Genomic DNA, 24694 nt, shown 5'->3' with positions numbered 1-24694 from the left:
CGCGCGTCGAGTCAGACGAAGTGCGCCGCTGCAGCACGGGCCACGTAGACGGCGTCGTCGAGGTCATCCTCGGAGACGTTGACGTGGCCGACCTTCCGGCCGGGGCGCGGCGCTTTCCCGTACGTGTGGATCTTCGCGGTCGGGTGCGCGGCCATCGCGGCGCCGAATCGCTCCCCGAGCGTGCCATCGGCGGGTCCGCCGAGGATGTTCACCATCACCGACCACGCCGCGCGCGGCTCGGTGCTGCCCAGGGGAAGGTCGGCCACGGCCCGCAGGTGCTGCTCGAACTGGCCGGTCACCGCACCGTCCTGGCTCCAGTGCCCGCTGTTGTGCGGTCGCATCGCGAGCTCGTTCACGAGGATGCGCTCGTCGTCGGTCTCGAACAGCTCGACCGCGAGCATGCCCGTCACCCCGAGGCCGTCCGCGATGCGGCGGCCGATCTCCTCGGCCACCTGCGCGAGACGCTCGGTGGCCGCGGGCGCCGGCGCGATGACCTCGGCGCAGACACCGTCGCGCTGCACGGTCTCGACGACCGGGTACGACACCATCTCGCCCCCGGGCCGGCGGGCGATCTGCTGGGCGAGTTCACGGACGAACGGCACCAGCTCCTCGGCGAGGAGGGCATCGCCGTCCGCGAGGCCGTCCAGCCAGTCCTGCGCTTCCGCGGCGGATCGCACGACCCGCACGCCCTTGCCGTCGTACCCGCCCCGCGACGTCTTCACCACCGCCGCACCGTCGTGGGCGTCGAGGAAGCGCTGCAGGTCGTCGGCGGTGCGGACCGGTGCCCACTCCGGCTGCGGGACGCCGAGCTCGGCGAGACGGGCGCGCATCACCAGCTTGTCCTGGGCGAACTGGAGAGCGTCCGGGCCCGGGTGGACGGCGACGCCCTCGGCGACGAGAGCACGGAGCACGTCCTGCGGCACGTGCTCGTGATCGAACGTGACGACGTCGACGTCAGCGGCGAAGGCGCGCACCGTGTCGAGGTCGCGGTAGTCACCGACCGCGGTCGCAGCCAGGCCGGCCGCCATGCCGTCCTCCTCCGCGAGAACCCGAAGGTCGAGACCGAGCTCGACCGCCGGAGCGATCATCATCCGTGCCAGCTGTCCTCCGCCGATCACGCCCACGCGCAGCGCCATGTGCCGCCTCCATTCGTCCCCTCCATTCTTCCGCACGTGCGGCCCTGCGGGGGACGCGGAGGAGCGGCGGGCTCGGACCCGCTCAGGCGAAGTCGTCGCCGCTGGCCTGCGCGTCGCGATGAGCGAGGATCTGCCCGACCTCGACCTGGTCGGCCAGCGTCTCGTGCACGAGGGTGACGTTGGGCACGTTGACGAGCGACAGCGGTGCATCGACGCCGTTCGAGAGGGTGATGGTGCCGCACCCCCACATCCGCTGCAGCGGCCCGCGCCGCACGCCGATCGTGTACCCCCGGGCATGCGACATCTCGCGGCGGTGCCGCGATCCGAGCCCCTGCACCACGATCACCCGACGGGTCGTGAGGGTCATGGTCCGGGAGTACCAGACGATGAACGGGATGACCACGGCCACCAGGACGACGAGTCCGGCAGCGGCGAGGAGCATCCAGTCCTCGAACCCGGCCGGAAGGTTGCCGTAGAGGAAGCCGGTGGCGCCGAACGTGGCGATGAGCACGAGCGCGGACCAGAACAGCCGACGCGCATGCCCGCGGAAGCGCGCGATCAGCAGCTCCTCGGCGGGAGTGCCGGGCGGCGGCATCATCGGGCGTCCGCCGAGCGTCACGGGCTGGGTCACACCCCCATTGTGCCCGGGATCCCCGACAACACCGGCCGCGGGGCGGCGTGTCCCCGCGTCACGCCGGACGCACGTGCACGACGTCGCCGGCGGAGACGGCGTGCACCGCCCCCTCCACCTCCACGAGCAGCCGGCCCTCGTCGTCGATGCCGACCGCCGTGCCTTCGAGCGCCGCTCCGCCGGGAAGGGCCACCCGTACCCGCTGTCCGATCGTGGCGCAGCGGGCGGTGACCGCCTCATGCAGACCGCTCGAGCGCGCGTCCCCCGCCGCGGCGAGCGCCGTCAGGTGCCGGTCCAGCGCCGTCAGGTACGCGTGGAGGAGCGCGTCCTCGTCGACGGCCACGCCCTGCACGGCGAAGGACGTCGCGGTCGGCACCGGGAGTTGCGCCGTCGTCATGGCGGTGTTCACCCCCGCGCCGACGATGACCGTGTCGGGCCCCGCTTCGGCGAGGATGCCGCAGATCTTCCGGCCGTCGACGAGGACGTCGTTCGGCCATTTCAGCGCCACCGCATCAGCGGGGAGCTGCGCGGCGACCGCCTCCGCCATCGCCACCCCGGCTGCCAGCGGGATCCAGCCGCGTGCGGCGGGATCGGCGGGGAGCGCGCGCAGGAGCACCGACACGGCGAGCGCGGTGCCCGCCGGAGCCTCCCAGCGACGGTCGAGCCGGCCGCGTCCTGCGGTCTGATCGCGCGTGAGCAGGACGGACAGATGCGGCCAGCCCTCGACGTCCGCCGTCCGTGCCCGCAGGTCGGCGTTGGTGGAGCCGGTGGCGGCGAGCACCTCGAGGCGCCCCGCACGCGCCGCGGACAGCGGGAGGTCGCCGCTCATGCGTCCTCGTCGTCCGTCTCGTCGTCATCATCGTCCTCGTCGCCGCGGACCGCACCGATCTCGCGGTCGCGCCACTGCTCCCACTCCTGCATCAGCCCGTCGACGGCCGCGTGGAACTTCTGCGTCGCCACCCCCGGCGTGGTGTCGCCGAAATAGTGGCGGACCCACATCTGCAGGCGTGCGACCGCGGCGTCGTCAGCCCGGACCCGCTCCAGCTCGGCGACGATGTCGTCGGCCGACTCCGCGGTCAGCCACTCACAGTCGGACAGGTAGCCGGTCGTGTCGACGGCGGCCTCCTCGTCGACCGGACGGGTGATCATGAGCGGCTTCCCGGCGGCCAGCCGGTCGTAGACCATCGCCGAGATGTCCACGACCGCGACGTCGGCCGCAGCCAGCTGCCATCCGAGCTCGGGCCCGTCGTCGTACACGTGCTGCGCGGCCGGGTCGGCGGCGTTGGCGGCGGCGATCGCCGCGATGATGCGCCGGTGCGCCGCACCGTAGGCCTCGTCGACCACGCCGCTGCGGGGATGCGGTCGGTAGATGACCCGGTGCCGGCCCGTGGCCAGGAGCCGGTCGACGAGGCGCTCCCCGTGGGACGCGATCGAGCCGTAGTGCGCGCTCGGACGGTCCCCCTCCCACGTCGGCGCGTAGAGGACGACGAGGCGGTCGTCCGGGGTGTACGGCAGCGAGCCCGAATAGTGGTCGGCCTGGGGACGGCCGATCTCGATCGTCCGCCGTTCGACGTCGTAGTCCCACAGCGTGCGGGAGAGGCGGTCCCTGGCGGCCTGACCGGCGACGAAGGCGTAGTCGTACGCCTTGTACTGGTTCGTGGTCATGTACATCTTGTCGGACTCGCCGTGGTTGATGAACACGTGCCAGCGACGGCCGTACCGGAACATCTGGAAGTTGCGGGTGTTCTGGTTGACGTACAGGACGACGCGGATGTCCTGCGTCGCGAGGAAGCGCTCGAGGTCGCGCACCTTCGGGACGAACGCGACCGGTGGTGCATCCTCCTCGAGGAGCTTCTCCGCACCGGTCGCCTGACGCGCCAGCACGACCACGGGCCAGCGCTCCGCGAGGGCCGCGAGCGGCCGGTACCACTGCCGCATCTGGTACATGTTCACCGCGCCGTCCGCGAAGTACACCGCGACACGGAAGTGATCCGCCGGGTACGGCTCCCGGTCCGCGAGCCGGCGACGGACCCGCTGCACGGCGGAGCGCGACGCGAGGGCCCGCTGCAGGAGACGGTAGGCCTTCTTCGCGTCAGAGAGTGCACCCATCCCTCCAGGATAGTTCGTCCGGCCGTCTTCCCCCGGCCTCCGGAGGAAGCCTCGCCGCCCTCGCCTGGGAGGGGGCGGGAGGAGCCCGTGACATGATCGACGTGTGCCAGCCAACGGATCCCCCGCCCCCGTCACCGGGGTGTCCTTCGTGATGCCGGTGCTAAACGAGCGCGCCTACCTCGAGCACGCCGTGGCGTCGGTGCTCGCGCAGGAGGTGGGCGTGCCGACGGAGCTGGTCCTGGCTCTGGGCCCCTCCTCCGACGGCACCACCGACCTCGCCCGCCGACTCGCCGCCGCCGACGACCGGATCCGTCTCGTCGAGAACCCGGCGGCCCACATCCCCGTGGGGCTCAACGCCGCGATCCGCGCCAGTCGCTACGACACCATCGTGCGCGTCGACGCGCACTCCGAGCTCGCCCCCGGCTATGCGGCGCGCGCGCTGCAGACCCTCGACCGTTCCGGAGCAGCCAACGTCGGCGGTGTCATGCACGCGGAGGGACGCACCCCGTTCCAGAAGGCCGTCGCACGGCTGTACAACTCCCCCGTCGGTCTCGGCGGCGGTGCGTACCACAGCGGCCGCGTCGAGGGCGAGGCGGAGTCGGCGTACCTCGGCGTCATGCGGCGAGCGGTGCTGGACGAGGTCGGACTGTTCGACGAGTCCATCCGCCGCGGCGAGGACTGGGAGCTCAATCTGCGCATCCGCCAGGCGGGGCACCGGGTGTGGTTCGATCCCGATCTGTCGGTGACCTACTGGCCACGGGAGAGCTGGCTGCGTCTCGCCCGCCAGTTCCGCGCGACCGGGGCCTGGCGCGGAGAGCTCGTGCGCCGCTTCGGCCGCCGCAACGGTCTGCGCTACTTCGCTCCGCCCGTGCTAGTGCTCCTCGTCGCCCTCGCCGTGCTGCTCGGCGTCCTGCAGCTCACGGGCGCCGTGTCCGGCCCGGCCTCTCTGGTCGCCTCGTGCCTCGTCTATCTCCCGCTCGCGCTGTACGCGCTCCTCGTGGTCGGGGTGGCGCTCGCTCCGGGCGGAGGAGGCGTGCGGCAGCGGCTGTGGACCCTGGTGGTCCTTCCGACCATGCACCTGTCGTGGGGGCTCGGCTTCCTCGGCGGGGTGCTGCGGGGCGCCGGCGACACGGTGGACGCGTCGCGTCTCGGGACGCGCAACACCCCGCTCCCCTGAGCCGCGGGCTAGGGCGTCACGAATCCGAGGTCGAGGATCCGGTCCACGACGCGGCGCGCGGCGTGACCGTCGTCGAGCACGTTGAACTGCCGCTGCCACGCGGCGTACCGCTCGGCGTAGCGCTCCCGGTGCCCGTCGTCCGCGAGGGCGGCGACGAGCTCGTCCTGGCTGCCCACGAGAGGGCCGGGGGCGCGCGCGGCGAGGTCGAAGTAGAAGCCTCGCAGCTGCCCGCGGTAGTGGTCGAGGTCGGGGACGAGGAAGTACATCGGCTTCCCTGTCACCGAGAAGTCGAACATGACCGAGGAGTAGTCCGTGACGAGGGCGTCCGCGGCGAGCAGCAGCTGTGCGGTCTCCGGGTACCCGGTCACGTCGATCACCCGCGCACCGGCCCGGTCCCTGCCCTGCTCCAGCGTCCGGGAATGGCCGCGGACCAGCACGACGGCGTTCGTCTGCCGTGCGAGGAGCTCCGGATCGACGAAATCCACCATCTCCGCCCGGTCGTCGCGCCAGGTCGGCGCGTAGAGCAGCACCCGCTCGTCGGCGCCGATGCCGAGGGCGGCCCGCACGGCGTCGGGATCGCCGGTGCGCAGCGCGTCGTTGCGCGGATAGCCGTCCACCCAGATCGGCCGCCCGAGGAACGCGTAGGCCTTGCGCAGGATCCGCGCGGCATACGTGTTCTGTGCGAGCAGCACGTCCCAGCGCCGCGACTCCTTCACCACGGCCGCCATCCGACGGGGGTCGAACCCGGGGCGGTGCAGGGCGAGCCGCTTCAGCGGGGTGCCGTGCCAGGTCTGCAGCACCTTCTGTCCGGGCTTGCGGGCGAACCGGCGCCGCAACCAGTCGTTCACCACGAGCAGGCGGGCGGCACCGCGGGCGTGCCACCACTCCGGGCTACCCTCGATGACGGCGATCGCGCCGTCCGGGACCTCGACGGACAGGTCCGCGACGCTCCAGTACCGGCGCACCTCGGGGGCGCGCGCCGCGAGCTCCCGGTCGATGGCGCGCGGGTTGCACCCCGCGGTGCGGCCGTAGAAGCTCTCGAAGAACACGGCGTTCTCCGTGCCGCCCGCCTGCGCCACGTAGCGCTCCTCGAGCGTCGATCGCCCCTCGGCCGTGTCGTACACGGGGTCGATCGGCGGGGCGATGCGGACGGCGGCGCCCTGCACCGCGACCCGCAGCCCGGGGAGCACCACCGGCGCCAGGTGCAGCTCCGTCAGGTCCGCGCCGTCGATACGGAGCTCATACTCCCCGGACGGCAGCGGCAGTTCGGCGCCGCCCCAGCGGGACGCGCGCAGAGCGAACGTCGCCTTCCAGGTCTTCCCCCCACCGGTGAGGCGGGCCTCCACCCGCGCCCGCGGCCCGGAGAGCTCGGCGCTCCCCGGACGCTGCCCGGTCCCTGCGATGACCAGCGCCTGTGCCGTGTCATCGATGCGGGCCGTCGTCATACTGCTCCCTTCGGCGCGGGGACACCCCGCGAGAGGATCGCCCGGTACACCCGACGGGTGTTCTGACCGTCGCGGAAAGCATGCATCCCCGCGCTGAGCGTAGCGGAACGCTCGGCGGCCTCGTCGAATGCGGCCGGATCGCCGAGCAGCGACGCCAGCCGGGCGACGGCGGCGTCCCACCCCGACGCGACTCCGGACGCGGCGACCTCCTCGAATCGGCCGTAGAACCCGCGGGTGCGCGCGTACTCGTCCACGTCGGGCGCGAGGAAGACGACGGGCATCGCGAGGAGACCTACGTCGTAGGCGAGCGAGGAGTAGTCCGTGACGAGGACGTCGACGGCGGGGAGCAGTGGCGTGACGTCGCTGACGACCGTGCTCGACAGCGCCCGCACGCGCGCGGTCGGAAGCGGCGGCGCGTACGATCCGTCGCCGAGCGGGTGGGAGCGGATGAGGAGGACGGCGTCCTGCTCATCGAGCAGTCGGATGATGCGCACCCACTCCTCCGCCGTCGGCACCGAGGGATCCGGGGCGCCGTCACGCCAGGTCGGTGCGTAGAGGACGACGCGGTGATCGTCCGCGATCGGTCCCACCGCTGCCTCGAGCAGTCGCTGGGCGGCGGCGCGGCGATCCTCGACGGCACCGGTCGACAGCACGTCGACGCGCGGTTCCCCGGTCACCACCACGCGGTCGTCGCCCAGCCCGAACGCGGACTCCAGGCGCGCCCGCGCACGGTGAGACGCCGCCGGGAGCACACGGATCCGCTGCGCGGCACCGCGGTAGAGCAGACCGACGAGTCTCCGCAGGATCGGCGCCCCCGGGACCGCAGGCACCTGCGTCGTCGCCGGCGAGTCGAGGCCGATCCGCTTGAGCGGGATGCCGTGCCAGAGCTGCACGACGAACCCGCCGCCGTTGCCGTATCGGTTCACGTCGCCGAGGCCGTGCGTCACGACCAGGACCCCGGCGCGCGCGGTCGCCCACCAGCCCCGCAGTCCGTGGCGCGGGACGGTCCGCAAGCCGAGGGCCGCGGCGTCCACGGCCTCGCGGGAGGACCCCGTCACCCAGAGGGTGTCGTGTCCCTGCGCCGCCGCATACCGCTGCAGCGCGAGAGCGCCGTCCCCGACCCCGGCGCCGCAGCCGAAGACCCACCGCCGACCGCGCGGGACGAGGAGGGTGCCGAGACGGCCGACGGCGTACAACGGGATCCGAAGCAGCTTGGCCGCGTTGCCGGTGCCGAAAGAGAAGGACGCCACCCGGCGAGCCTATCGCGCGGGTGGCGTCCTTCTCTGACGGTCGGGATCAGCCGGCGAGCGTGCCGAGCGTCACCTCGACCTCGTCCTGGGAACCGTTCCGGACGTACGTGACATCCGCCTTGCTGCCGGCGGCGGCGGCCCGCACCTGGGCGGTCAGGTCGGTGGCATTCGAGATCGGCACGCCGTTGAAGCTCGTCACGACATCGCCGGCCTTGAGGCCCGCCGCCGCGGCGGCGCCACCGTCGGTGACCTCGGCGATGTACGCGCCGGCCTCCGTCGCTCCCTCGACGCCGGCGGCGTCGCGGACCGACGCCCCGAGCAGGCCGTGGGTGGCCTGGCCGTCGGCGATGATCTCCTCGGAGACGCGCTCGGCGATGTTGGACGGGATCGCGAAGCCGATGCCGATCGAGCCCGAGTCCTCGGAGTTGCCGGAGCCGGCGATCGCGACGTTGATGCCGATGAGCTCGCCCTTGCTGTTCACGAGGGCTCCGCCCGAGTTGCCGTGGTTGATCGCGGCGTCCGTCTGGATCACGGCGATCGAGATCGACTCGGTGGCCTGCTGTCCGCTGTTGCCGGGGAGGTCGAACTGGAACGGTCCCTCTCCCTGGCCCTGCTCCGGCGCCTGCTCCTGCGGCGCGTCCTCGGAGGACGAGTCGGGCAGCGCGGAGGACGCGATCTGGATGCTGCGGTTGAGCGCGCTGACGATGCCGGTGGTGACCGAGTTGGCGAGCCCGAGCGGCGCGCCGAGGGCCACGGCCGTGTCACCGACGTTGAGCTTCGACGAATCCGCGAACTTGATCGGCGTCAGGTCCTTGGCGTCGGTGAGCTTGATGACAGCGAGGTCGTAGATCGGGTCGGTGCCGACGATGGTCGCCTGATAGATGCGCCCGTCGGAGGTGGTGACGCGGATGGTGGGATCCGCCACGGCACCGCCGAGGGTGACCACGTGGGTGTTGGTCAGGACGTAGCCGTCCTTGCTGATGATCACGCCCGAGCCGCTGCCGGCCTCCTGCGACCCCGCCACCTCGATGGTGACGACGGACGGAAGAGCCTCGGTCGCAACCGCGGTGGTCTCGTTGACCGACCCGGGGTTGTTCACGGTGACGGTCTGCGGGCCCTGCGCGGTGCCGGAGGACGGGGTGTCCTGCAGCCCGGTGAGGAGGGCACCGCCACCGAAGCCGGCGACACCGCCGACGAGCGCGGCGGCCACGATGAAGGCCGCGACGCGGGTGCCGCCGCGGGACTTCTCCTTGGTGGCGGTCGGCGTGCCGTCGCTCGGCGGCACCGTGCCGTCGAGCCGGCGGGTGTCCTGCGCGGGGACGCCGAACGCGGCGCCGGGGACTCCGGCGGCGGCCGGGCCCGGGGCGGCCAGGCCATGCGGCACGGGCGCGACGGTCGGTCCGCCGGCGGCGTGCGATGCGAACGTCGGCGGCATGTGGTGGCCGTGCGGCGCAGCAGGGACGCCCGTCGCGGGGGCGTCAGCGGCAGGGGCGGAGGGCGGGGTCGTCCCGGCCTCGGGCGCCTGCGGGGTCTGCGGGGTCTGAGGGGTCTGTCCGGCCGAGACGGCGTCGTCCGACGCCGGTACCGGGCGGTCCTGCGAGTTGTCCTGGTTCATGGTGTGCTCCTTCAACGCTCCTCCAGGATGCCGCGCGTCCCTGTGCGTTTCTTATGCCGAGGTTGAGTTTCCGCTATGGCCTTAGCCTGTTCTTCATGAGTGTCATCTCCGGCGCATGGCGTCGCACGGCGGCCGGTGCCGGTCTGCTCGACGCGGACGGTACCGTCGCGCCCACCATCTTCGCAGAGATGTCCGCCGCAGCGGCCCGGACCGGTGCGATCAATCTGGGGCAGGGCTTCCCGGATGAGGACGGTCCGGAAGCGGTGCTCGCCGCCGCCCGCAGCGCGATCACCGAGGGCGTCAACCAGTACCCGCCGGGGCGCGGCTTCCCCGATCTCCGCGCGGCGATCTCGGAGCACCAGCAGCGCTTCTACGGGCTCGATGTCGACCCCGCGACCGAGGTCATCGTCACGGCCGGCGCTACGGAAGCCCTCACCGCGACGCTGCTCGCCCTGATCGACGGGCCGGAGGACGAGGTCGTCGTCTTCGAGCCCTACTACGACTCGTACGCCGCGGCTGTCGCGCTGGCCGGCGCCCGCCTGCGCACCGTGCCGCTGCGCGCTCCGGACTTCCAGCCGGACCTCGAGCGGCTCGCCGATGCCGTGACCGATCGCACCCGGATCATCCTCGTCAACGACCCGCACAACCCCACCGGGGCGGTGTTCGGCGAGGAGGTGCGCCGGGAGGTGGTGCGCCTGGCTGCGCTCCATGACGCGGTCATCGTGACCGACGAGGTCTACGAGCACCTGACCTTCCGCGGCCCGCACACGCCGATCGCCACCCTTCCCGGTGCGGCCGAGCGCACCCTCACCATCTCCTCCGCGGGCAAGACCTTCTCCACCACCGGCTGGAAGATCGGCTGGGTGCACGGTCCCGCGGCACTCATCACGGCGGTCCTGACCGTCAAGCAGTACCTCACCTACGTGAACGGGGCGCCGTTCCAGCCCGCGGTGGCCGTCGGTCTTCGCCTCGACGACGCCTTCTTCCGTGACGGCGCCGCCCTGCTCGCCCGCAAGCAGACGATCCTCGGCGACGGCCTGCGTGCGGCCGGCTTCACGGTGTACGCTCCCCAGGGCGGCTACTTCACCGTCGCGGACGCGAGCGCGCTGGGCGGCGGTGACGCGGCCGCCTTCTGCCGGGAACTCCCGGAACGGGCGGGGGTCGTGGCCATCCCCCTGACCGCATTCGTCTCCCCCGCACACCGCGCCGACTACGCAGGACTCGTGCGTTTCGCGGCATGCAAGCGCGTCGAGGTGCTGGAGGAGGCCGCCGCTCGGCTCGCCGCCCTGCAGGGGTGAACGCCGGTCAGCGCGGGGTCACCGCGTAGCGCCGCGCCCGCAGGGACGGATTCGTCTCCCGGACCCGGGCGATCGCCGCGCCGTCGACGACGCCCAGCGCCACTCCGGGCTCCGGCCCGATGCCCGCTCGCACGACACCCTGCGGGTCGATGATCCGCGAGTGACCGATGCCGATCGGCGCCGGGTGGTCGGCGGCGACCACGAACACGGTGTTCTCCACGGCCCGCGCCGCCAGCAGCGTCGTCCAGTGGTGCTCCTTGAGCGGCCCCCGCACCCACTCCGCCGGCACCACCAGCGCGTCCGCACCGGCGACGGCCAGGAGCCGCGACAGTTCCGGGAACCGCAGGTCGTAGCAGGTCATCAGACCGAAGCGGAGGCCGCCGACCTCGAACAGGGCCGGCTCGCCGATCTCCCCGGGCTCCACCCAATCCGACTCGGTCTGCCCGAACGCGTCGTACAGGTGCTGCTTGCGGTAGACCGCGAGGATGCCGTCGCCGCGGACCGCGACGACCGTGTTCCGCACACGTCCGTCAGCCGCGGCCTTCTCCGTGACCCCCGCGACGATGACGACGGCCAGATCGGCGGCCAGCCCGATGAGTCCGCTCACGAACGGCCCGTCCAAATCCTCCGCGTTCGCTGCGAGCCGTTCATCCATCGGGTCGACGAAGTAGCTCGAGTACTCGGGGAAGACGATGAGCTTCGCTCCGAGTCGGGCGGCCTCGGTCGCGAGCTCCGCGACGCGCTCCCTGTTCTGCTCGCGGGAATCGATCGGCGCGAACTGGCACACGGCGACGGGCACGGCGGTGTTCTCAGGCATGACGCCATCCTCTCGCACCCGCCCCGACCCCGCTCGATTCGACGGCCCTCCAGATCCGTGATAAGTTATCTCTTGTGCCGCGGGGTGGAGCAGTTCGGTAGCTCGCCGGGCTCATAACCCGGAGGTCGCAGGTTCAAATCCTGTCCCCGCAACAAGTAAGGCCCCGAGATCATCACGATCTCGGGGCCTTTTCCTTTTGAATCAGGCACAACTCGGCAGATTCGGTCTTGAGCCGCGACTCGGGCAGCGCGAGGGTGCCGTTGCGCATGCCCGCCGTCGACGTGCTACCCAGGGTGTCGAGGGCACCTCCGCCCGTCCTCCGAGGCCAGCAGCCGGGTGGCGGAAGTGAAGCCGATTGCGGCGAACGGCCGCAGCAGGGTTTCCAGGTGGCGCGGGTCTAGCTGATCGTGACCAGCAATCGCCCTGCTCGCGACACGGATCGATGTCGCAATGCGGCTCGGATACAACCGGCTCTCGAACATGCTGCGGTCGAGACCGAGACTGCGGTACGCGTTGGTCGCAGCCGCATTCATGCTGGTCAGCGTTGCAGCACTGAGTTTGACGTCTGTTGTCGCGCGCGTGGCCTCGACGTCGGCCTCACTGGGGACGGAGTGAGTTGCGAACACTCGCCACTGCTCAAGGCTCGTCCCCCGCACCTCGTCAAGGAACTCGTCAACGAGCTCGCCGTGTCTCCCCTGCACCATTTCCCTCACCTGTCCTCTCCCACTCCATACTCTCTCAGGTGCGATCACCGGCTTGACCCACTTCGTGATCCGCGTGCCCGCCGCGATCCGGCTGCTCTACCTCTCCCGCTGATCGCCCTGGCGTGCGCGCATCCACCCTGAGCTCCCAGCCAAACACCGCGAAGGCATACAGAGCGAGAACCTGATACCGTCCCGCGGTCCACGCCGCACAGCTCCCCGAGGTCGCAGGTTCACATCCAGTCCCCGCATCGAATGAACGGCCCTCCGGCCGGGAGAGATCCGCGGGGCGGGAGCGGGGCGGACACGGGCAGCCGGTCTCCGCGGGGAGAGTGCACCTCTGCGAGGATCGAGGGGTGAGCCGACCGGTGGACATCGATGCGCGCATGGTGGCCGAACTCGTCGCGGAGCAGTTCCCCCGCTGGGCGCACCTGCCCGTCCGCGCAGTGGCGCGTCAGGGGTGGGACAACAGGACCTTCCGCCTGGGCGAGGAGTTGTCGGTACGGCTTCCGGTCGCCGAGCCCTACGCCGCGGCCGTGCAGAAGGAGAGCAGCGCGCTCGAGTTCCTCGAGGGGAGGCTCCCCGTCGCCGTTCCCTCCGTCGTGGCGGTCGGCGAACCCGGCCGGGGCTATCCGTTCCCGTGGTCGATCCGCCGATGGCTCGACGGCGACACGGTGGACGCGGCCCCGCGGCTCGATCGCGTTCGTCTCGCCGTCGATCTCGGGACCCTCCTCCGCGTCCTGAGATCCCTGCCCGTGCGCGCGGGTCGACCCGCCGGCCGGCACTCGTTCTTCCGCGGTTCCCATCCGAGCGTCCACAGCGATGACGTCCGCGCGGCGCTCGACCGGCTGGACGGCACCGTGGATACGGACCTCTGCCGGAGCATCTGGCGCGCCGCGACGGACAGCGCGTGGGAGTCCGCGCCCGTCTGGTTCCACGGCGACGTCGCCGTCGGCAACCTCCTCGTCAGCGACGGCCGGCTCTCGGCGATGATCGACTTTGGCACCTGCGGCGTCGGCGATCCGGCCTGCGACCTCGTCATGGCCTGGACCTCTTTCGAGGGGGACGCGCGCGACGCCTTCCATGACGCCGTCGACCTCGATGCAGCGACCTGGCGACGGGCTCGCGGCTGGGCGCTGTGGAAGGCGCTGGTGACGCTCTCCGGCGCGTCAGGACCGGGCGGCGACGACAGCCGACGCGTGCTCCACGAAGTGCTGACCAGTCCCCTCTAGGCCTGCGGATCCGCCGCCTCGGGTCAGCGGACGACGGCCGTGGGGGCGACGAGCGCGGCGATCACCTCGTGGCTGATGGAGCCGAGAAGGAACCGCGCGACGGCACCGCGACCGTGCGATCCCACCACGGCGAGACGAGCCGTGGCGGCCGCACGGTTGATGACCTCGGACGGGTATCCGCGTTCGACCCGGGGCTGCAGCTCGAGATCCGGGTACGTCTGGCGCAGTCCGGCCAGGGCGACGGCGAGGGTCTCCTCGGACAGCTCCTGCATCGAGGAGAGATACTGCTCCGGGTAGGCCCTCGATCCGCGCGGAAGGGGGACGGGGGTCCACACCGTCACCGGGATGAGTGGCTCGCCGAGACGGTCGGCCTCGGCCGCGGCGAAGGCGACGGCGGCCTCCGAGATCGGCGACCCGTCGACCCCGACGACGACACCGCGACGGTCGACCGTCTCGATGTCGGGGATCACCACGACCGGGCAGGAGGAGTCGGCGACGATGCGCAGTCCGTGCGCGCCCCGCCGGGGGCTGTCCGCATCGTCCGCGCGATAGTCGCTTCCGATCACGAGCAGGTTCGCGCCCGCGGTGGTCGAGACGAGCTGTCGGACCGGGTCGCCTCGGAGGACGACGATGTCGACATCCAGCCCCTGAGCGGTCAGCGTGCGGGCGTGCTCCTCGAGAAGGCTCCGGGCGGCAGCGATCGCGGCGTCCACCACGGGCCCCTCGCCGACCGCGCCGACCGCTCCCCCGACGACGCTCGCGAGAAGCATCGTCGCCTTCCGCGCGCGGGCGCGCTGTGTCGCCCACTCCAGTGCTCGCCGACCCGCCGACGTGTCCACGACTCCCACAACGATGCGCTCTGTCACGGCAACCTCCTTGTTCCCCTCCACCCTCCCATGCAACCCCCTCACGGCGCGACGGTCCGTCCCGGACAAAACCCTCCGCCGCCCCAGGCATTCGCGCTCATTCAGGCGTCGTGCCCCCAGAACGCCTGACCTCGCGCATGCGCCTGCGGGCGCGCAGAACACCTCCGGGGCAGGCGCTCGCGTGGATTCAGGCCTGTGTCGCGGAGGTGGCCTGATGTCGCGCGACCGGCCTGAGCCCGCGAGTCTCCTCCTCGCGTTCGTACCGCCAGCCGCGGGCGTTCTCCGTGACCTCTCGGAATCCCGTCCACCGAGCCCGTTCCTGCGCGTCCGCGCCATCGACGACGACGAGGAGGGCGTGCACGCCCCCGAGCCGCATCCACTCGCCGGCTTCCGCCAGGAGCGCACGTCGCACTGCCGGGTCCTCCGCGTCTTCGTCGGACAGCTCGGCCAGGACGGGGCCGACCGGGTGGCGTTCGGGGCGACCGACCGTGAGATCCAGTTGCAGGTACCCGGTGTCGGCACCGTCGGCGCCTGCGACGAAACGGACTCCGCCGGGACCGAGCTCGCGGCGCACCGTGATCCGCTCGCTGGCGACTCGCGCTCCCGCGAGCGCGGCCGACGTCGCCATCAGCACGACCTCCGTCGAACCGGCGTGCACGAACCCCGCCCGCACGAAGGCCCGGCGCACGTGCGGCCAGGACGCGGGAACCCCGGTGACTCCCGGGAACGGAAGCTGTCCATCCGCGTACACCGCCCCCACACGCCACGTCCGGAGCTGGGCCAGGCACGCACGCAGGAGCACATCGAGCACCGAAGCGTCATCGGAGTCCGGGAAAGCCAGTGCGAACAGGATCAGCCCCGCGTCGCGATAATCGTCGCTTACCCGGGCATCGCCGGAGAACCGCTGCAGATGCGCCGCGGCGACGACACGGTCGCGCTGCTCGACGACGATGGTCGCGCGCTCCGTGACCCAGGGGTCGAGGACATACTCGTCCGGCTGGCGCTCGAGGGTGCTGAGAACGGTGTTGACCGAGACCCGGGCTCCCGGGATCACGGTCGAAAGATGCACGTTGACCAGGTCTGCGAGCTGGTCCCTGTCGTCGCGCCGGAAGAATCGGGCACGGGGTGGATGGTGCATTGCGGGCCTCCAGAGGAATCAGGAAATGAAGGCCGCTACCGGATGCGGTACGTCCCCCACGCTAACACGATCGGAGGCAGGCGTCCGGGCGGCGTCAGGCCTCTGGCGCAGGATCTCGCCTGCGGGCGCGGTTGCGCCCGATGCGGCGGGCGGGCTTCCCGCCCACGAGTGCCGCTGAACACGAAAGGGCACCCCGAGGGGTGCCCTTTCCTGTGCTCGGAACTCACTCGCCGGCAGCGGCCTCCAGCTCCAGGAGCTTCTCGACGGCCGCGGTGAGGCGCTTGTCGGCCTCGCCGAACTTCTCCAGGTCGCCCTCGGCGAGAGCGGCCTGCCGGTCGAGGAGCGCCTGCTGTGCCTGCGCCAGGGCGTCGGCCTGCTCGTCGGTCGGCGTGGGTGGCGTGGTCGGGGTCTCCCCCGCATCCGGATCGGTCGTCCCCGGATCCGTGGGCTCGACCTCATCATCGCCACCGGTCGCGCCGGAGTCGCCGCCGAACAGCGTGTCGAGCGCCTCGGTCAGCGTGTTCTCGAAGGCCACCCGGTCTCCGAAGGCGACGAGCACCTTCTGCAGACGCGGCAGCTGCGTGCCCTCGGACGACTGGACGTACACCGGCTGCACGTAGAGCAGACCGCCGCCGACGGGCAGGGTCAGCAGGTTGCCGTAGATGACCTCCGACTCCCCCTGCTGGAGCAGGTTGAGCTGCGGGACCACCGCCGTGTCGGAGTTGTACGTGTTCTGCACCTGACCGGGTCCGGGCACCGTGGTGTCGGTATCGATCTCCAGCATGCGGAGCTGTCCGTACCCCTCGGCCTTGACGCCCTTCTCGGCGCCGGCATCGGAGTCGACCGCCAGGTAGCCCATCAGCACGTCGCGGCTTCCGCCCGCACCCTGGGAGGCGGGGATGAAGGTCGAGAACATCGAGAACCGCGGTTCGTCCTGACCGGGCATCTGCATGGTCAGGTAGTACGGCGGCTGCAGCATCGCGTCACTGCGCGGATCGTTCGGCGTCTGCCAGCGGTTGTCCTGCTGCGCGAACGAGCCGGCCTTGTCGACGTGGTAGATGCCGAGGATGTCGCGCTGCACCTTGAACAGATCGGTCGGGTAGCGGACGTGGCTCATGAGCTCGCCCGACATCTCGCTGATCGGCTTGAGGGTCGACGGGTACACCTTCTGCCAGGTCTTCAGGACCGGGTCCTCCTCGTCCCAGGCGTAGAGGGTGACCGAGCCGTCGTAGGCGTCGACCGTGGCCTTGACCGAGTTGCGGATGTAGTTGATGTCGTCGATCGCGAGCGACGGCGTGGGCACGTTCGAGTCGGCGATCGCGTCCGACAGGCTCACGCTCGTCGAGTACGGGTACGTCGAGCTGGTCGTGTAGCCGTCCACGATCCAGACGATGCGTCCGTCGACCACGCTGGGGTACGGGTCGCTGTCGAGCTCGAGGTACGGCGCGACCTTCTGCACGCGCGTCTTCGGGTCGCGGTCGTAGAGGATCTGCGAGTCGTCGTTGACGAGGTTCGAGAACAGGATCTGCTCCGACTGGAACTTCAGCGCGTAGAGCAGCTTGGTGAACGTGTCGCCGATCTTCGGCCCGCCGTTCCCGGAGAACGTGGTCTTCGTCTCGCTCGACCCGTCCTTACCGCGCGGGTAGTCGATCTCGACCGGGTCCGCGCCCTCAGGGGCTCCCACGATCGAGTACTCCGGGGAGTTCTCGCCGAAGTAGACCCGCGGCTCGAAGTCACCCTGGTCGGAGAGGAAGCCGGAGGTCGGGATACCGCGCTCGAGGAAGACGGGCTCGCCGTCCGTGGTGCGCTGGTTGCCCGCGGCGGCGACGAGACCGTAGCCGTGCGTGTAGACCGCGACGCGGTTGTTCCAGTTGTCCCCGTCGCCCAGGCCCGACATGTCCAGGTCGCGGACGGAGACGACGGTGTCCTGCTTCACGCCGTCGATCTCGTACCGGTCGACGTCCATGTTGGTCTGGAACTGGTAGTACCCGCGGTACTGCTCGAGCTGACGGACCGTCGGCGGGATGACCTTCGGGTCCATGATGCGGATCGACGCGGTCGTCTCGGCATCGGCACGGAGCTGGCCCGCCTCGGCGTCCGTCTCCGCCTCGAAGGCTGTGGTCTCCAGGTCGGCGACCCCGTAGGCCTCCTTCGTGCCGTCGATGTTCCGCTGGTAGTACTCGGCCTGATAGGCGTTCTGGTTCGGCTTCACCTGGAAGGTCGTGACCACCCAGGGGTAGCCGATGCCGACCACGAGGGACGCCACGATCAGCAGCGCGGTCGCCGCGAGCGGGAAGCGCCACCGGCCGATGACCGCGGTGATGAAGAAGAGGATCGCCACGACCGCCGCGATGATCGCGAGGATGCCGAGGCCGGGGATCGTCGCGTTGGCGCCGGTGTAGGCCGCACCCGTGATGCGGTCGTCCGGCTCGACGAGGGTCTTGTACCGGTCGAGCCACAGGCTGGCCGCCTGGACGAGCAGGTAGAGCCCCGCGATGACCGCCAGCTGGATGCGGGCCGGCTTCGAGATTCGCAGCTCCCCCTGGCCGATGCGGACGGAGCCGTAGAGGTACGACACCAGCGCCGTGACGAGGAGGCACAGCAGCAGCACCGCCGACACGAAGGCGAGGAGGATCGAGTAGAACGGCATCGCGAACATGTAGAAGCCGGTGTCGACACCGAACTGCGGATCGACGTCACCGGTGGCGACACCGTTGGCCCACAGCCACACGGTCTTCCAGTTGCCCGCCGCGGCGAAGCCCGCGAAGAGGCCGAAGAAGATCGGCATGCCCCACATGGCGAGGCGCCGCAGGGGCTCGATGACCTCCTGGTAGCGGTCGAGCTGCGAGCTCAGCCGGACGTAGACCGGACGGAGCCGGTAGGCCAGCTGGATGACGACGAACAGCGGCACGGCCATGCCGAGGAAGCCGATCACGAACATCACCGCCGTCGCGATCCACTGCGTGGTGAGCACGCCGGTGAACCCGACCTGGTCGAACCAGAGGAATTCGGTGTAGAGCGACGCGAAGACGAAGAACGCCGCGATCAGAGCGGCGATGATCACCAGGGAGATTCCGAGGATGCGTCGGGATGTTCGAGGCGTGGCCGGGGGCTGGGCTGGGGTCGAGGTCACCCTTCCATCCTAGGCATCGCTCGCTGTGGGGTGGCTGTCATGCCGGTCACAGCGAGGTCACGGCCCCGGGCGATCAGGTCGCGGGGACCTCGCAGGTCGGCAGGGCGTCGACGTCGCCCCCGTCCGCGATGACCTCGAGTGCCGCCAGCGACTCGTCCAGCGTCGCGGTGCGGATCACCTGCAGTCCGTCCGGCACATGCCCGACGACCTCGTCGCAGTTCGCCTCCGGGGCGAGGAAGTAGTCCGCGCCGGCGTCCCGGGCGCCGTAGAGCTTCTGACGGATGCCACCGATCGGCCCGACGGTGCCCTCGGCGTCGATCGTGCCGGTGCCGGCGACGTCCTTGCCCCCGTTGAGCTCCCCCGGCGTCAGGGTGTCGATGATCCCGAGGGCGAACATCATGCCGGCGCTGGGACCGCCGACGTTGTCGAGCTGGAGCGTGACGTCGACCTCGAAGTCGTAGTCCGTGCGCAGGGTGATGCCGATCAGCCAGGTCGTCGTCCCATCCTGGGTCTGCTCCTCCGGAGTGACCTCGACCGTCCGGTCCGCGCCGTCGCGGCGCACGGTCAGCGCCACCGGATCGCCACCGGCCTCCTGGATCGCCTCGCGCAACGCGGTGGCCGAGGTCACGGGCACGCCGTCGATGGCGGTGATCACGTCGTCCGCCTCGAGCAGGCCGTCGGCCGGGGACCCCTCGACCGCATCGACGACCACGACCTGCGCGCCGGTGTCGTAGCCGAGCTCGTTCAGTGCGGCCGCCGTCGCCTCGTGCTGCGAGTCGACCATGAGCATGGCGTTGCGCTCGTCGCGCTGCTCGGTCGTGACGCCCTCGGGGAAGACGGCGTCCAGGGGCACGACGGCCCGGGACGAGTCCATCCACGCCAGCGCGAGCTCGAACCAGCTCGGCGTGCGCTCCCGGTTGCCGACGACCTGGACCGTCGTGAGGTCGAGCGTGCCGCCCGTCTCGTACGTCTCCGCCCCCTCGACGCTGATGAGCGGGACCTCCTCGCCGTCCGCGTTCTTCGCCGTGCCGAGGGTGTCGTAGACCGGGCCGGGACGCTGGATCACGTACGGCGACGGCAGGAAGGTGAGGACGGCCAGCGCGGCGAGCGCGACCACCAGCGCCCAGACACCCAGTCCGAGCTTTCCTGCGCGCGGTCGTTCCACAGCAATCCTCCGTCGTTCGCGAGCGGCGTACAGCGATCTGCCCGCTTCGGGGTCGCGCACTGAAACCTGTGACTAGCGTAGATGGCACGGCTTCAGACGTGCTGAGAGGGCGAGCGACATGGCAGACAACGACCCGAACCCGGAGGACTTCCAGGAGTTCCTGCGACGGATGCTCTCGAACCAGGGCGGCGGAGACATCGACCCCGAAGCGCTGCGCGGCGCCTTCGAGGGCATGGACGGGTTCACCTTCGATCCGGCGATGATGCAGACGATCATGGCGCAGCTCCAGGGGGCCTTCGCCGGTGACCCCTGGGAGAACTCGCTGCGCCAGGCGCTGCACATCGCGAACAGGGAGGGCCAGGGCATCGGCGACGGCTCGCGATCCTCCCTCGCCGACACGTTCGCGCTCGCGAACCTCTGGCTGGGCGAGGCGACGACGATCTCCGAGCTCGCCGAGGCGCCGGTGGCGATGACGCGCGGAGAATGGGTCGAGAAGACCCTCCCCGTGTGGAAGGAGATCGCCGACCCGGTGTCGACGAGCATCGCGGACGCGCTGACGGCCGCCCTCGACACGCAGGTGCCGGAGGAGATGCGCGGCGTCGTGCAGGGCGCGGGACGTCTGATGCGCGGTCTCGGCGGCTCGGTGTTCGCGGCCCAATTCGGTCAGGTGCTGGGCAACCTCTCGCTGGAGGTCGTCTCGGGCGGCGACGTCGGCATCCCCGTGCTGCCGGCCGGCATCGCGGCCGTGATCCCGCAGAACCTCACCGCGTTCGGCGAGGGCCTCGAGATCCCGGAAGACCAGATCGCCCTCTACGTCGCGACGCGAGAGCTCGCCTATGCCCGCCTGTACCGGCACGCCAAGTGGCTCCACCTGCACGTGATGGCGCAGATCACCGACTTCGCCCGCGGGGTGACCGTCGACGTCGACGCGCTCGAGGACGTGGCGAGCCGCCTCGATCCCTCGAACCCCGAGGAACTGCGGGCGGCGATCGAGGGCGGCGCCCTGCTGCCCACCCAGACGGAGGCGCAGCGCGAGGCCCTCGCCCGCCTGGAGAACCTCATCGCGACGATCGACGGCTGGGTCGACGTGGTCACGGCGGAAGCGACGTCGCGGCTCCCCGACGGTGGACGGATCGCGGAGGCGGCACGTCGCCGTCGTGCGGTGGGGGGTCCGGCGGAGGACGCCCTCGGCGCCCTCGTCGGCCTGAAGCTGCGACCGCGACGCATCCGCGAGGCGTCCGCGATGTGGCGGACGGTGACGGACGCGGTCGGCATCGCCGCCCGCGACTCCCTGTGGGACTACCCCGACCTCATGCCGACGGCGGAGGACATCGACGACCCGACCGCTCTCGTCGCCCGTCTGCAGGCCGCCGAACGCGGCGAGGAGCCCGAGGCCGACGAGTTCGACGAGGCTCTCGCACGCCTGCTGGACGGCGACGACTTCTCCGCCGAAGCCGCACCGGAGGGCGACGACGTGCCTCCGCGCGACGAGGGCGACGACGACGCCCCCGAGGGCGAGCGCCCCGTCTGAGCGACCACGCCGCGGCGGGGCGCAGGGCATGCTCCCTCCCCCGCCCCGGCCGGACGCCGGATTTCTCCACCGATCCGTTCGGACCGCCCACCGGTGCCCGTTCCTCCGCAGAATCGAGGGGTGCCGCTCAGTCCGACCATCCTGACCCAGCTCGATCCCGGCGTGCCGCTGCTCTGGCGGGACGGGACCACCCTCCAGCTCGGCGACGATGCCGCCATCCGCATCCCCGCCTCGGCCCCCTGGGTCGAACGACTCCTCAGCCGGATGCGCCGAGGGTTCCGGCGCTCCGCCTTCGACGTCATCGCGCATCAGGCCGGCGCGCCGCGAGAGGAGGCCCGGCAGCTGCTCCGCACCGTCGAGTCGGTGCTGCGGGACGAGTCCCCTCCCCCTCGCGCGGCTCGCGTGCGGGCGCTCGGCCTCGTCGACGAGCGGGCGGAGTCACGGCTGCGGGAGGTTCTCGCGGATGAGGGCGTCCCCCTCGCCGACGATCCGGCTGCCGTCGCGGTCGTCCTGGTCCCCGGGGCGGCGGCGGCCGCGCAGTTCACCGGACTCCTGCGCGCGGACGCCCCGCACCTCCCGGTCGCGATCGAACCGGGACGGATCACCGTCGGACCGCTCGTCGTCCCGGGGAGCACCCCCTGCCTGACCTGTCGCGATGCGGAGGACGCCGCCCGTGACGATGCGTGGCCGCTGGTGCACAGTCAGCTCGTCGCCCGCGACCCGGGGCGGGTCGCGCTCGCGCGGCTGGCCGTGGCCGGAGCCGTGGCGGCGCGTCTGCTCGCCGCGGCCGACCCGGCGCGGATCGCGCGGATCACCTCGGACGGCGGGATCGCGTGGCGTTCGGTGTCGTTTCGCGCAGGATGCCTGTGCCGCGGGCCGTCGTCCCCATCTCCGCGAGGAAGCGCGACGGCGCACGCTCCCCTCGACCCGCCGAGCGTGCCCACGACAGCTCCAGCGTGCGCGCCGCGCGTGTGACACCGACGTACGCCAGCCGGCGCTCCTCGTCGATCGCCTCGAAGGTGGTGGCGTACGAGATCGGCAACGAGCCCTCCGCCCACCCCGCGAGGTAGACGTGCGGCCACTCGAGACCCTTCGCCGCGTGCAGCGTCGACAGCGTGACCGTCCGCATCGTCGGCTCGTGCTGGTCCTTCGCGCGGGCCATCATCTCGTCGCTGAACGATCGGAGAGTCGTCTCCGGCCCCGCTTCCTCCGCGAGCCGCAGGATGGCCCGGCGCGCCTCCCAGCCGTCCCGCTGCGCGCCGCCCGCCGCCGGCGGCTCCTCCGTCAGCCCGAGCTCCCGGAGGACACGACGGACGCCGGGGAGGAACCCGTGCTCGGTGGGCGCGACCGCGGCCGCGCGGAGCGCGAGGATCGCCTGCCGCACCTCCGGCATCGCGAAGAAGCGGGTGCCGCCGAGCACCGAGGTCGCGATCCCCTCGGCGGCGAGAGCCTGCTGCAGCACCGCCGACTGCGCATGCGCCCGGTAGAGCACGGCGATCTCCGACGGCGAGGCGCCGCCCGCGATGCGTGCCGCCACCCCGGCCGCGATCCCCGCAGCCTCGTCGCTCTCGGAGTCGTAGGCGGTGACCGTGGGCGGCTCCGCCGAGAACTGCTCGCGGGCGGGGACGAGCTCGAGTGCTCCCGGGCGGCCGTGCATCAGGGCGTTCGCGGCGGTCAGGATGGGGGCCTGCGACCGGTAGTTCGTCTCCAGTCGCACGACCGTCGCATCCGGATGCCGACGCTCGAATTCGAGGAGGAAGCGCTGCTCGGCCCCGGCGAACGAGTAGATCGTCTGACTCGCGTCGCCGACCACGCAGATGTCGTGCCGGTCGCCGAGCCACAGCTCCAGCAGCCGGTTCTGCAGCGGCGAGACGTCCTGGAACTCGTCCACCGTGAAGTGCCGGTACTGCTCGTGGACGGCGGCCGCGACCCGCGGCTCGGTCTCCAGCATCCCCGCGCACGCCAGCAGCACGTCCTCGAAGTCGAGCTGGTGGCGCTCGTCCTTCAGCGCCTCGTACCCGCGCATCAGCTCGATGAGCTGCGTGGGATCGACCCCGCTGATCGGACGGCCGAGCTCGGCGTAGCGGTCGATCGAGATCATCGACACCTTGCGCCACTCGATCTCGGACGCGATGTCGCGCAGGGTCGCCGTGCGAGGGCGGAGCCGCAGCGCATCGGCCGCCTGACCGAGCATGCGCACCTTGTTGTCGATGAGGGACGGCGCGGGCGCGCCCGCCAGGGTCGGCCAGAAGAAGTTGAGCTGCGCGAGTGCCGCAGCATGGAACGTGCGGGCGGCGACCCCTTCGACCCCGAGCGCCCGGAGCCGCCCCCGCAGCTCCCCCGCGGCCTTCGCCGTGAACGTCACGGCCATGACGCGCGACGGCGAGTACGCCCCCGTGTCCACCCCGTGCGCGATGCGGTGGGTGATCACCCGGGTCTTCCCCGTCCCTGCTCCCGCCAGCACCGCGACCGGTCCCCGGAGGACGGACGCCGCCGCTCGCTGCCGCTCGTCGAGGGCATCGAGTGCGCTCACGGGCGCTCCTCGAACCAGTCGACGATGAGGGCGCGCGCGATCGACGCGGGTCCGGGCAAACCGACCGGTCCCTCGCCGGCCAGGGCCGAGCCGATCTCGGCCCGCGTGTACCAGCGGACGTCGATGATCTCCTCGCCGTCCGGGCGCACCGCCGACTCGTCCTCGACCACCGCACGGAACCCGACCATCAGCGATCGTGGGAACGGCCACGGCTGCGAGGAGACGTAGCGCAGCGCCGCCAGGCGCACGCCGGACTCCTCCTCGATCTCGCGGTGCACCGTGGCCTCGAGCGACTCGCCCGCCTCGGTGAACCCGGCGAAGCACGAGTACATGCGTCCGCCCCAGTTCGCGTTGGCTCCGAGGAGGAGCCGCTCACCGTCCGCACTCTCGACGGCGACGATCACCGCGGGGTCGGTCCGGGGGAAGTGCTCGCGCCCGCAGACCAGGCACCGACGGGACCAGCCCGCGTTGCGCAGCTCCGTGCCCCCTCCGCACGTCGGGCAGAACGGGGCGTCCCGCAGCCAGCCGGCGAGTGCGACCGCCGCCACCAGCACCTCCGACTCGGTCGGATCCAGTCGCCCGCCGAGGTCGCGCAGGCCGAGCCAGACCTCGTCCGGCGCGGCGTCCAGCGCCTCGGTCTCCGGTGGCAGTGCCGCGAGCAGCAGCACCGCTCCGTCGACGTCCCGTCCGAGGAGCGCCCATGTCGCATCGGCGACCTCGTCGACTGAGACGCGCAGCAACGCGGAGGCGACGACACGCACGCGCCCTTCGCGCACCACGACGACGCGCGACGCCAGATCGTCGCGCAGTCGCTCGAGCACGCCCTCCTCCTCGCGGAGGTCGGCGGCACGGTCGAAGAACGGGCGCGGAATGCTCATCGACTCCCCCTTTCACGGGCGTGGCGGAGGCGGGACCGC

Annotated in this window: 18 protein-coding genes and 1 tRNA gene; 5 read left to right on the top strand and 14 right to left on the bottom strand. The window is 71.6% G+C overall.

Annotated features, from left to right (window positions below; genetic code table 11):
* Positions 1–11: 11 nt before the first annotated feature.
* The 4 genes from KAF39_RS09830 to KAF39_RS09815 all read right to left on the bottom strand — a co-directional run bounded on the left by KAF39_RS09830 (position 12) and on the right by KAF39_RS09815 (position 3876).
* Entirely contained in the window at positions 12–1136 is a 1125-nt protein-coding gene (locus KAF39_RS09830; RefSeq protein WP_210677087.1) for a 5-(carboxyamino)imidazole ribonucleotide synthase, read from the bottom strand.
* Positions 1137–1218: 82 nt separating this feature from the next.
* Positions 1219–1767: a PH domain-containing protein gene (locus KAF39_RS09825; protein ID WP_307805169.1), complete on the bottom strand. Its 549-nt coding sequence runs from the start codon at positions 1765–1767 to the stop codon at positions 1219–1221.
* Between the two features lie 58 nt (positions 1768–1825).
* Positions 1826–2596, bottom strand: a complete 771-nt coding sequence (locus KAF39_RS09820; protein WP_210677086.1) for a biotin--[acetyl-CoA-carboxylase] ligase — start codon at positions 2594–2596, stop codon at positions 1826–1828.
* Positions 2593–3876, bottom strand: a complete 1284-nt coding sequence (locus KAF39_RS09815; protein ID WP_210677085.1) for a CDP-glycerol glycerophosphotransferase family protein — start codon at positions 3874–3876, stop codon at positions 2593–2595. Before KAF39_RS09815 ends, KAF39_RS09820 begins: the two co-directional genes overlap by 4 nt.
* Before the next feature lie 151 nt (positions 3877–4027).
* Between KAF39_RS09815 and KAF39_RS09810 the strand changes: the two genes are divergently transcribed.
* Positions 4028–5053: a glycosyltransferase family 2 protein gene (locus KAF39_RS09810; protein WP_246878607.1), complete on the top strand. Its 1026-nt coding sequence runs from the start codon at positions 4028–4030 to the stop codon at positions 5051–5053.
* Between the two features lie 8 nt (positions 5054–5061).
* On the opposite strand, the gene KAF39_RS09805 is transcribed toward KAF39_RS09810, so the two are convergent.
* Genes KAF39_RS09805 through KAF39_RS09795 form a run of 3 tightly spaced genes read right to left on the bottom strand, consistent with a single transcriptional unit; the run spans position 5062 to position 9363 of the window.
* Positions 5062–6498, bottom strand: coding sequence for a CDP-glycerol glycerophosphotransferase family protein (locus KAF39_RS09805; protein WP_210677084.1), 1437 nt, complete (start codon positions 6496–6498; stop codon positions 5062–5064).
* Positions 6495–7748: a CDP-glycerol glycerophosphotransferase family protein gene (locus tag KAF39_RS09800; RefSeq protein ID WP_210677083.1), complete on the bottom strand. Its 1254-nt coding sequence runs from the start codon at positions 7746–7748 to the stop codon at positions 6495–6497. Before KAF39_RS09800 ends, KAF39_RS09805 begins: the two co-directional genes overlap by 4 nt.
* Before the next feature lie 46 nt (positions 7749–7794).
* Positions 7795–9363: a S1C family serine protease gene (locus KAF39_RS09795; RefSeq protein WP_246878276.1), complete on the bottom strand. Its 1569-nt coding sequence runs from the start codon at positions 9361–9363 to the stop codon at positions 7795–7797.
* A gap of 95 nt (positions 9364–9458) precedes the next feature.
* Here KAF39_RS09795 and KAF39_RS09790 point away from each other — a divergent pair, with 95 nt between their 5' ends.
* A complete protein-coding gene (locus KAF39_RS09790) occupies positions 9459–10661 on the top strand; it encodes an aminotransferase class I/II-fold pyridoxal phosphate-dependent enzyme (protein WP_210677082.1) in 1203 nt (400 codons plus the stop codon).
* A 7-nt stretch (positions 10662–10668) separates the two neighbouring features.
* Here the strand turns inward: KAF39_RS09790 and KAF39_RS09785 are convergent, their stop codons facing one another.
* The gene (locus KAF39_RS09785) at positions 10669–11478 is read right to left on the bottom strand and encodes a carbon-nitrogen hydrolase family protein (RefSeq protein WP_210677081.1); all 810 of its coding nucleotides are present in this window, start codon (positions 11476–11478) and stop codon (positions 10669–10671) included.
* 78 nt (positions 11479–11556) lie between these two features.
* Here KAF39_RS09785 and KAF39_RS09780 point away from each other — a divergent pair.
* Together KAF39_RS09780 and KAF39_RS09775 are read left to right on the top strand one after the other, a co-directional pair.
* Positions 11557–11630: transfer RNA gene (locus KAF39_RS09780), tRNA-Met, on the top strand.
* A gap of 905 nt (positions 11631–12535) precedes the next feature.
* Complete coding sequence (locus KAF39_RS09775; protein ID WP_307805168.1) at positions 12536–13411, top strand: aminoglycoside phosphotransferase family protein; 876 nt, start codon at positions 12536–12538, stop codon at positions 13409–13411.
* 23 nt (positions 13412–13434) lie between these two features.
* Here the strand turns inward: KAF39_RS09775 and KAF39_RS09770 are convergent, their stop codons facing one another.
* The 4 genes from KAF39_RS09770 to KAF39_RS09755 form a co-directional block, all read right to left on the bottom strand.
* A complete protein-coding gene (locus tag KAF39_RS09770) occupies positions 13435–14277 on the bottom strand; it encodes a universal stress protein (RefSeq protein ID WP_210677080.1) in 843 nt (280 codons plus the stop codon).
* 187 nt (positions 14278–14464) lie between these two features.
* A complete protein-coding gene (locus KAF39_RS09765) occupies positions 14465–15331 on the bottom strand; it encodes a hypothetical protein (RefSeq protein ID WP_210677079.1) in 867 nt (288 codons plus the stop codon).
* Positions 15332–15638: 307 nt separating this feature from the next.
* A complete protein-coding gene (locus tag KAF39_RS09760; protein ID WP_210677078.1) occupies positions 15639–18548 on the bottom strand; it encodes a UPF0182 family protein in 2910 nt (969 codons plus the stop codon).
* Positions 18549–18621: 73 nt separating this feature from the next.
* On the bottom strand, positions 18622–19713 hold the full coding sequence (locus KAF39_RS09755; RefSeq protein WP_210677077.1) for a PDZ domain-containing protein: 1092 nt from the start codon (positions 19711–19713) through the stop codon (positions 18622–18624).
* A 118-nt stretch (positions 19714–19831) separates the two neighbouring features.
* On the opposite strand from KAF39_RS09755, the gene KAF39_RS09750 reads away from it, so the two are divergent.
* Positions 19832–21244, top strand: a complete 1413-nt coding sequence (locus tag KAF39_RS09750; protein ID WP_210677076.1) for a zinc-dependent metalloprotease — start codon at positions 19832–19834, stop codon at positions 21242–21244.
* A gap of 811 nt (positions 21245–22055) precedes the next feature.
* Here KAF39_RS09750 and KAF39_RS09745 read toward each other — a convergent pair.
* Together KAF39_RS09745 and nudC are read right to left on the bottom strand one after the other, a co-directional pair.
* Entirely contained in the window at positions 22056–23777 is a 1722-nt protein-coding gene (locus tag KAF39_RS09745) for an ATP-dependent helicase (RefSeq protein ID WP_210677075.1), read from the bottom strand.
* Positions 23774–24655, bottom strand: a complete 882-nt coding sequence (gene nudC / locus KAF39_RS09740; protein WP_210677074.1) for an NAD(+) diphosphatase — start codon at positions 24653–24655, stop codon at positions 23774–23776. Before nudC ends, KAF39_RS09745 begins: the two co-directional genes overlap by 4 nt.
* Positions 24656–24694: the final 39 nt, after the last annotated feature.

The sequence above is a fragment of the Microbacterium sp. BLY genome (assembly GCF_017939615.1).
Classification (GTDB): domain Bacteria; phylum Actinomycetota; class Actinomycetes; order Actinomycetales; family Microbacteriaceae; genus Microbacterium.
This window is presented reverse-complemented; position numbering and strand designations above follow the sequence as displayed.

Bases quoted from the DNA above. Each gene is read 5' to 3' on its own strand.
- KAF39_RS09830 (WP_210677087.1), bottom strand. From the start codon at position 1,136: ATGGCGCTGCGCGTGGGCGTGATCGGCGGAGGACAGCTGGCACGGATG.
- KAF39_RS09820 (WP_210677086.1), bottom strand. From the start codon at position 2,596: ATGAGCGGCGACCTCCCGCTGTCCGCGGCGCGTGCGGGGCGCCTCGAG.
- KAF39_RS09815 (WP_210677085.1), bottom strand. From the start codon at position 3,876: ATGGGTGCACTCTCTGACGCGAAGAAGGCCTACCGTCTCCTGCAGCGG.
- KAF39_RS09810 (WP_246878607.1), top strand. From the start codon at position 4,028: ATGCCGGTGCTAAACGAGCGCGCCTACCTCGAGCACGCCGTGGCGTCG.
- KAF39_RS09805 (WP_210677084.1), bottom strand. From the start codon at position 6,498: ATGACGACGGCCCGCATCGATGACACGGCACAGGCGCTGGTCATCGCA.
- KAF39_RS09795 (WP_246878276.1), bottom strand. From the start codon at position 9,363: ATGAACCAGGACAACTCGCAGGACCGCCCGGTACCGGCGTCGGACGAC.
- KAF39_RS09790 (WP_210677082.1), top strand. From the start codon at position 9,459: ATGAGTGTCATCTCCGGCGCATGGCGTCGCACGGCGGCCGGTGCCGGT.
- KAF39_RS09785 (WP_210677081.1), bottom strand. From the start codon at position 11,478: ATGCCTGAGAACACCGCCGTGCCCGTCGCCGTGTGCCAGTTCGCGCCG.
- KAF39_RS09750 (WP_210677076.1), top strand. From the start codon at position 19,832: ATGGCAGACAACGACCCGAACCCGGAGGACTTCCAGGAGTTCCTGCGA.
- nudC (WP_210677074.1), bottom strand. From the start codon at position 24,655: ATGAGCATTCCGCGCCCGTTCTTCGACCGTGCCGCCGACCTCCGCGAG.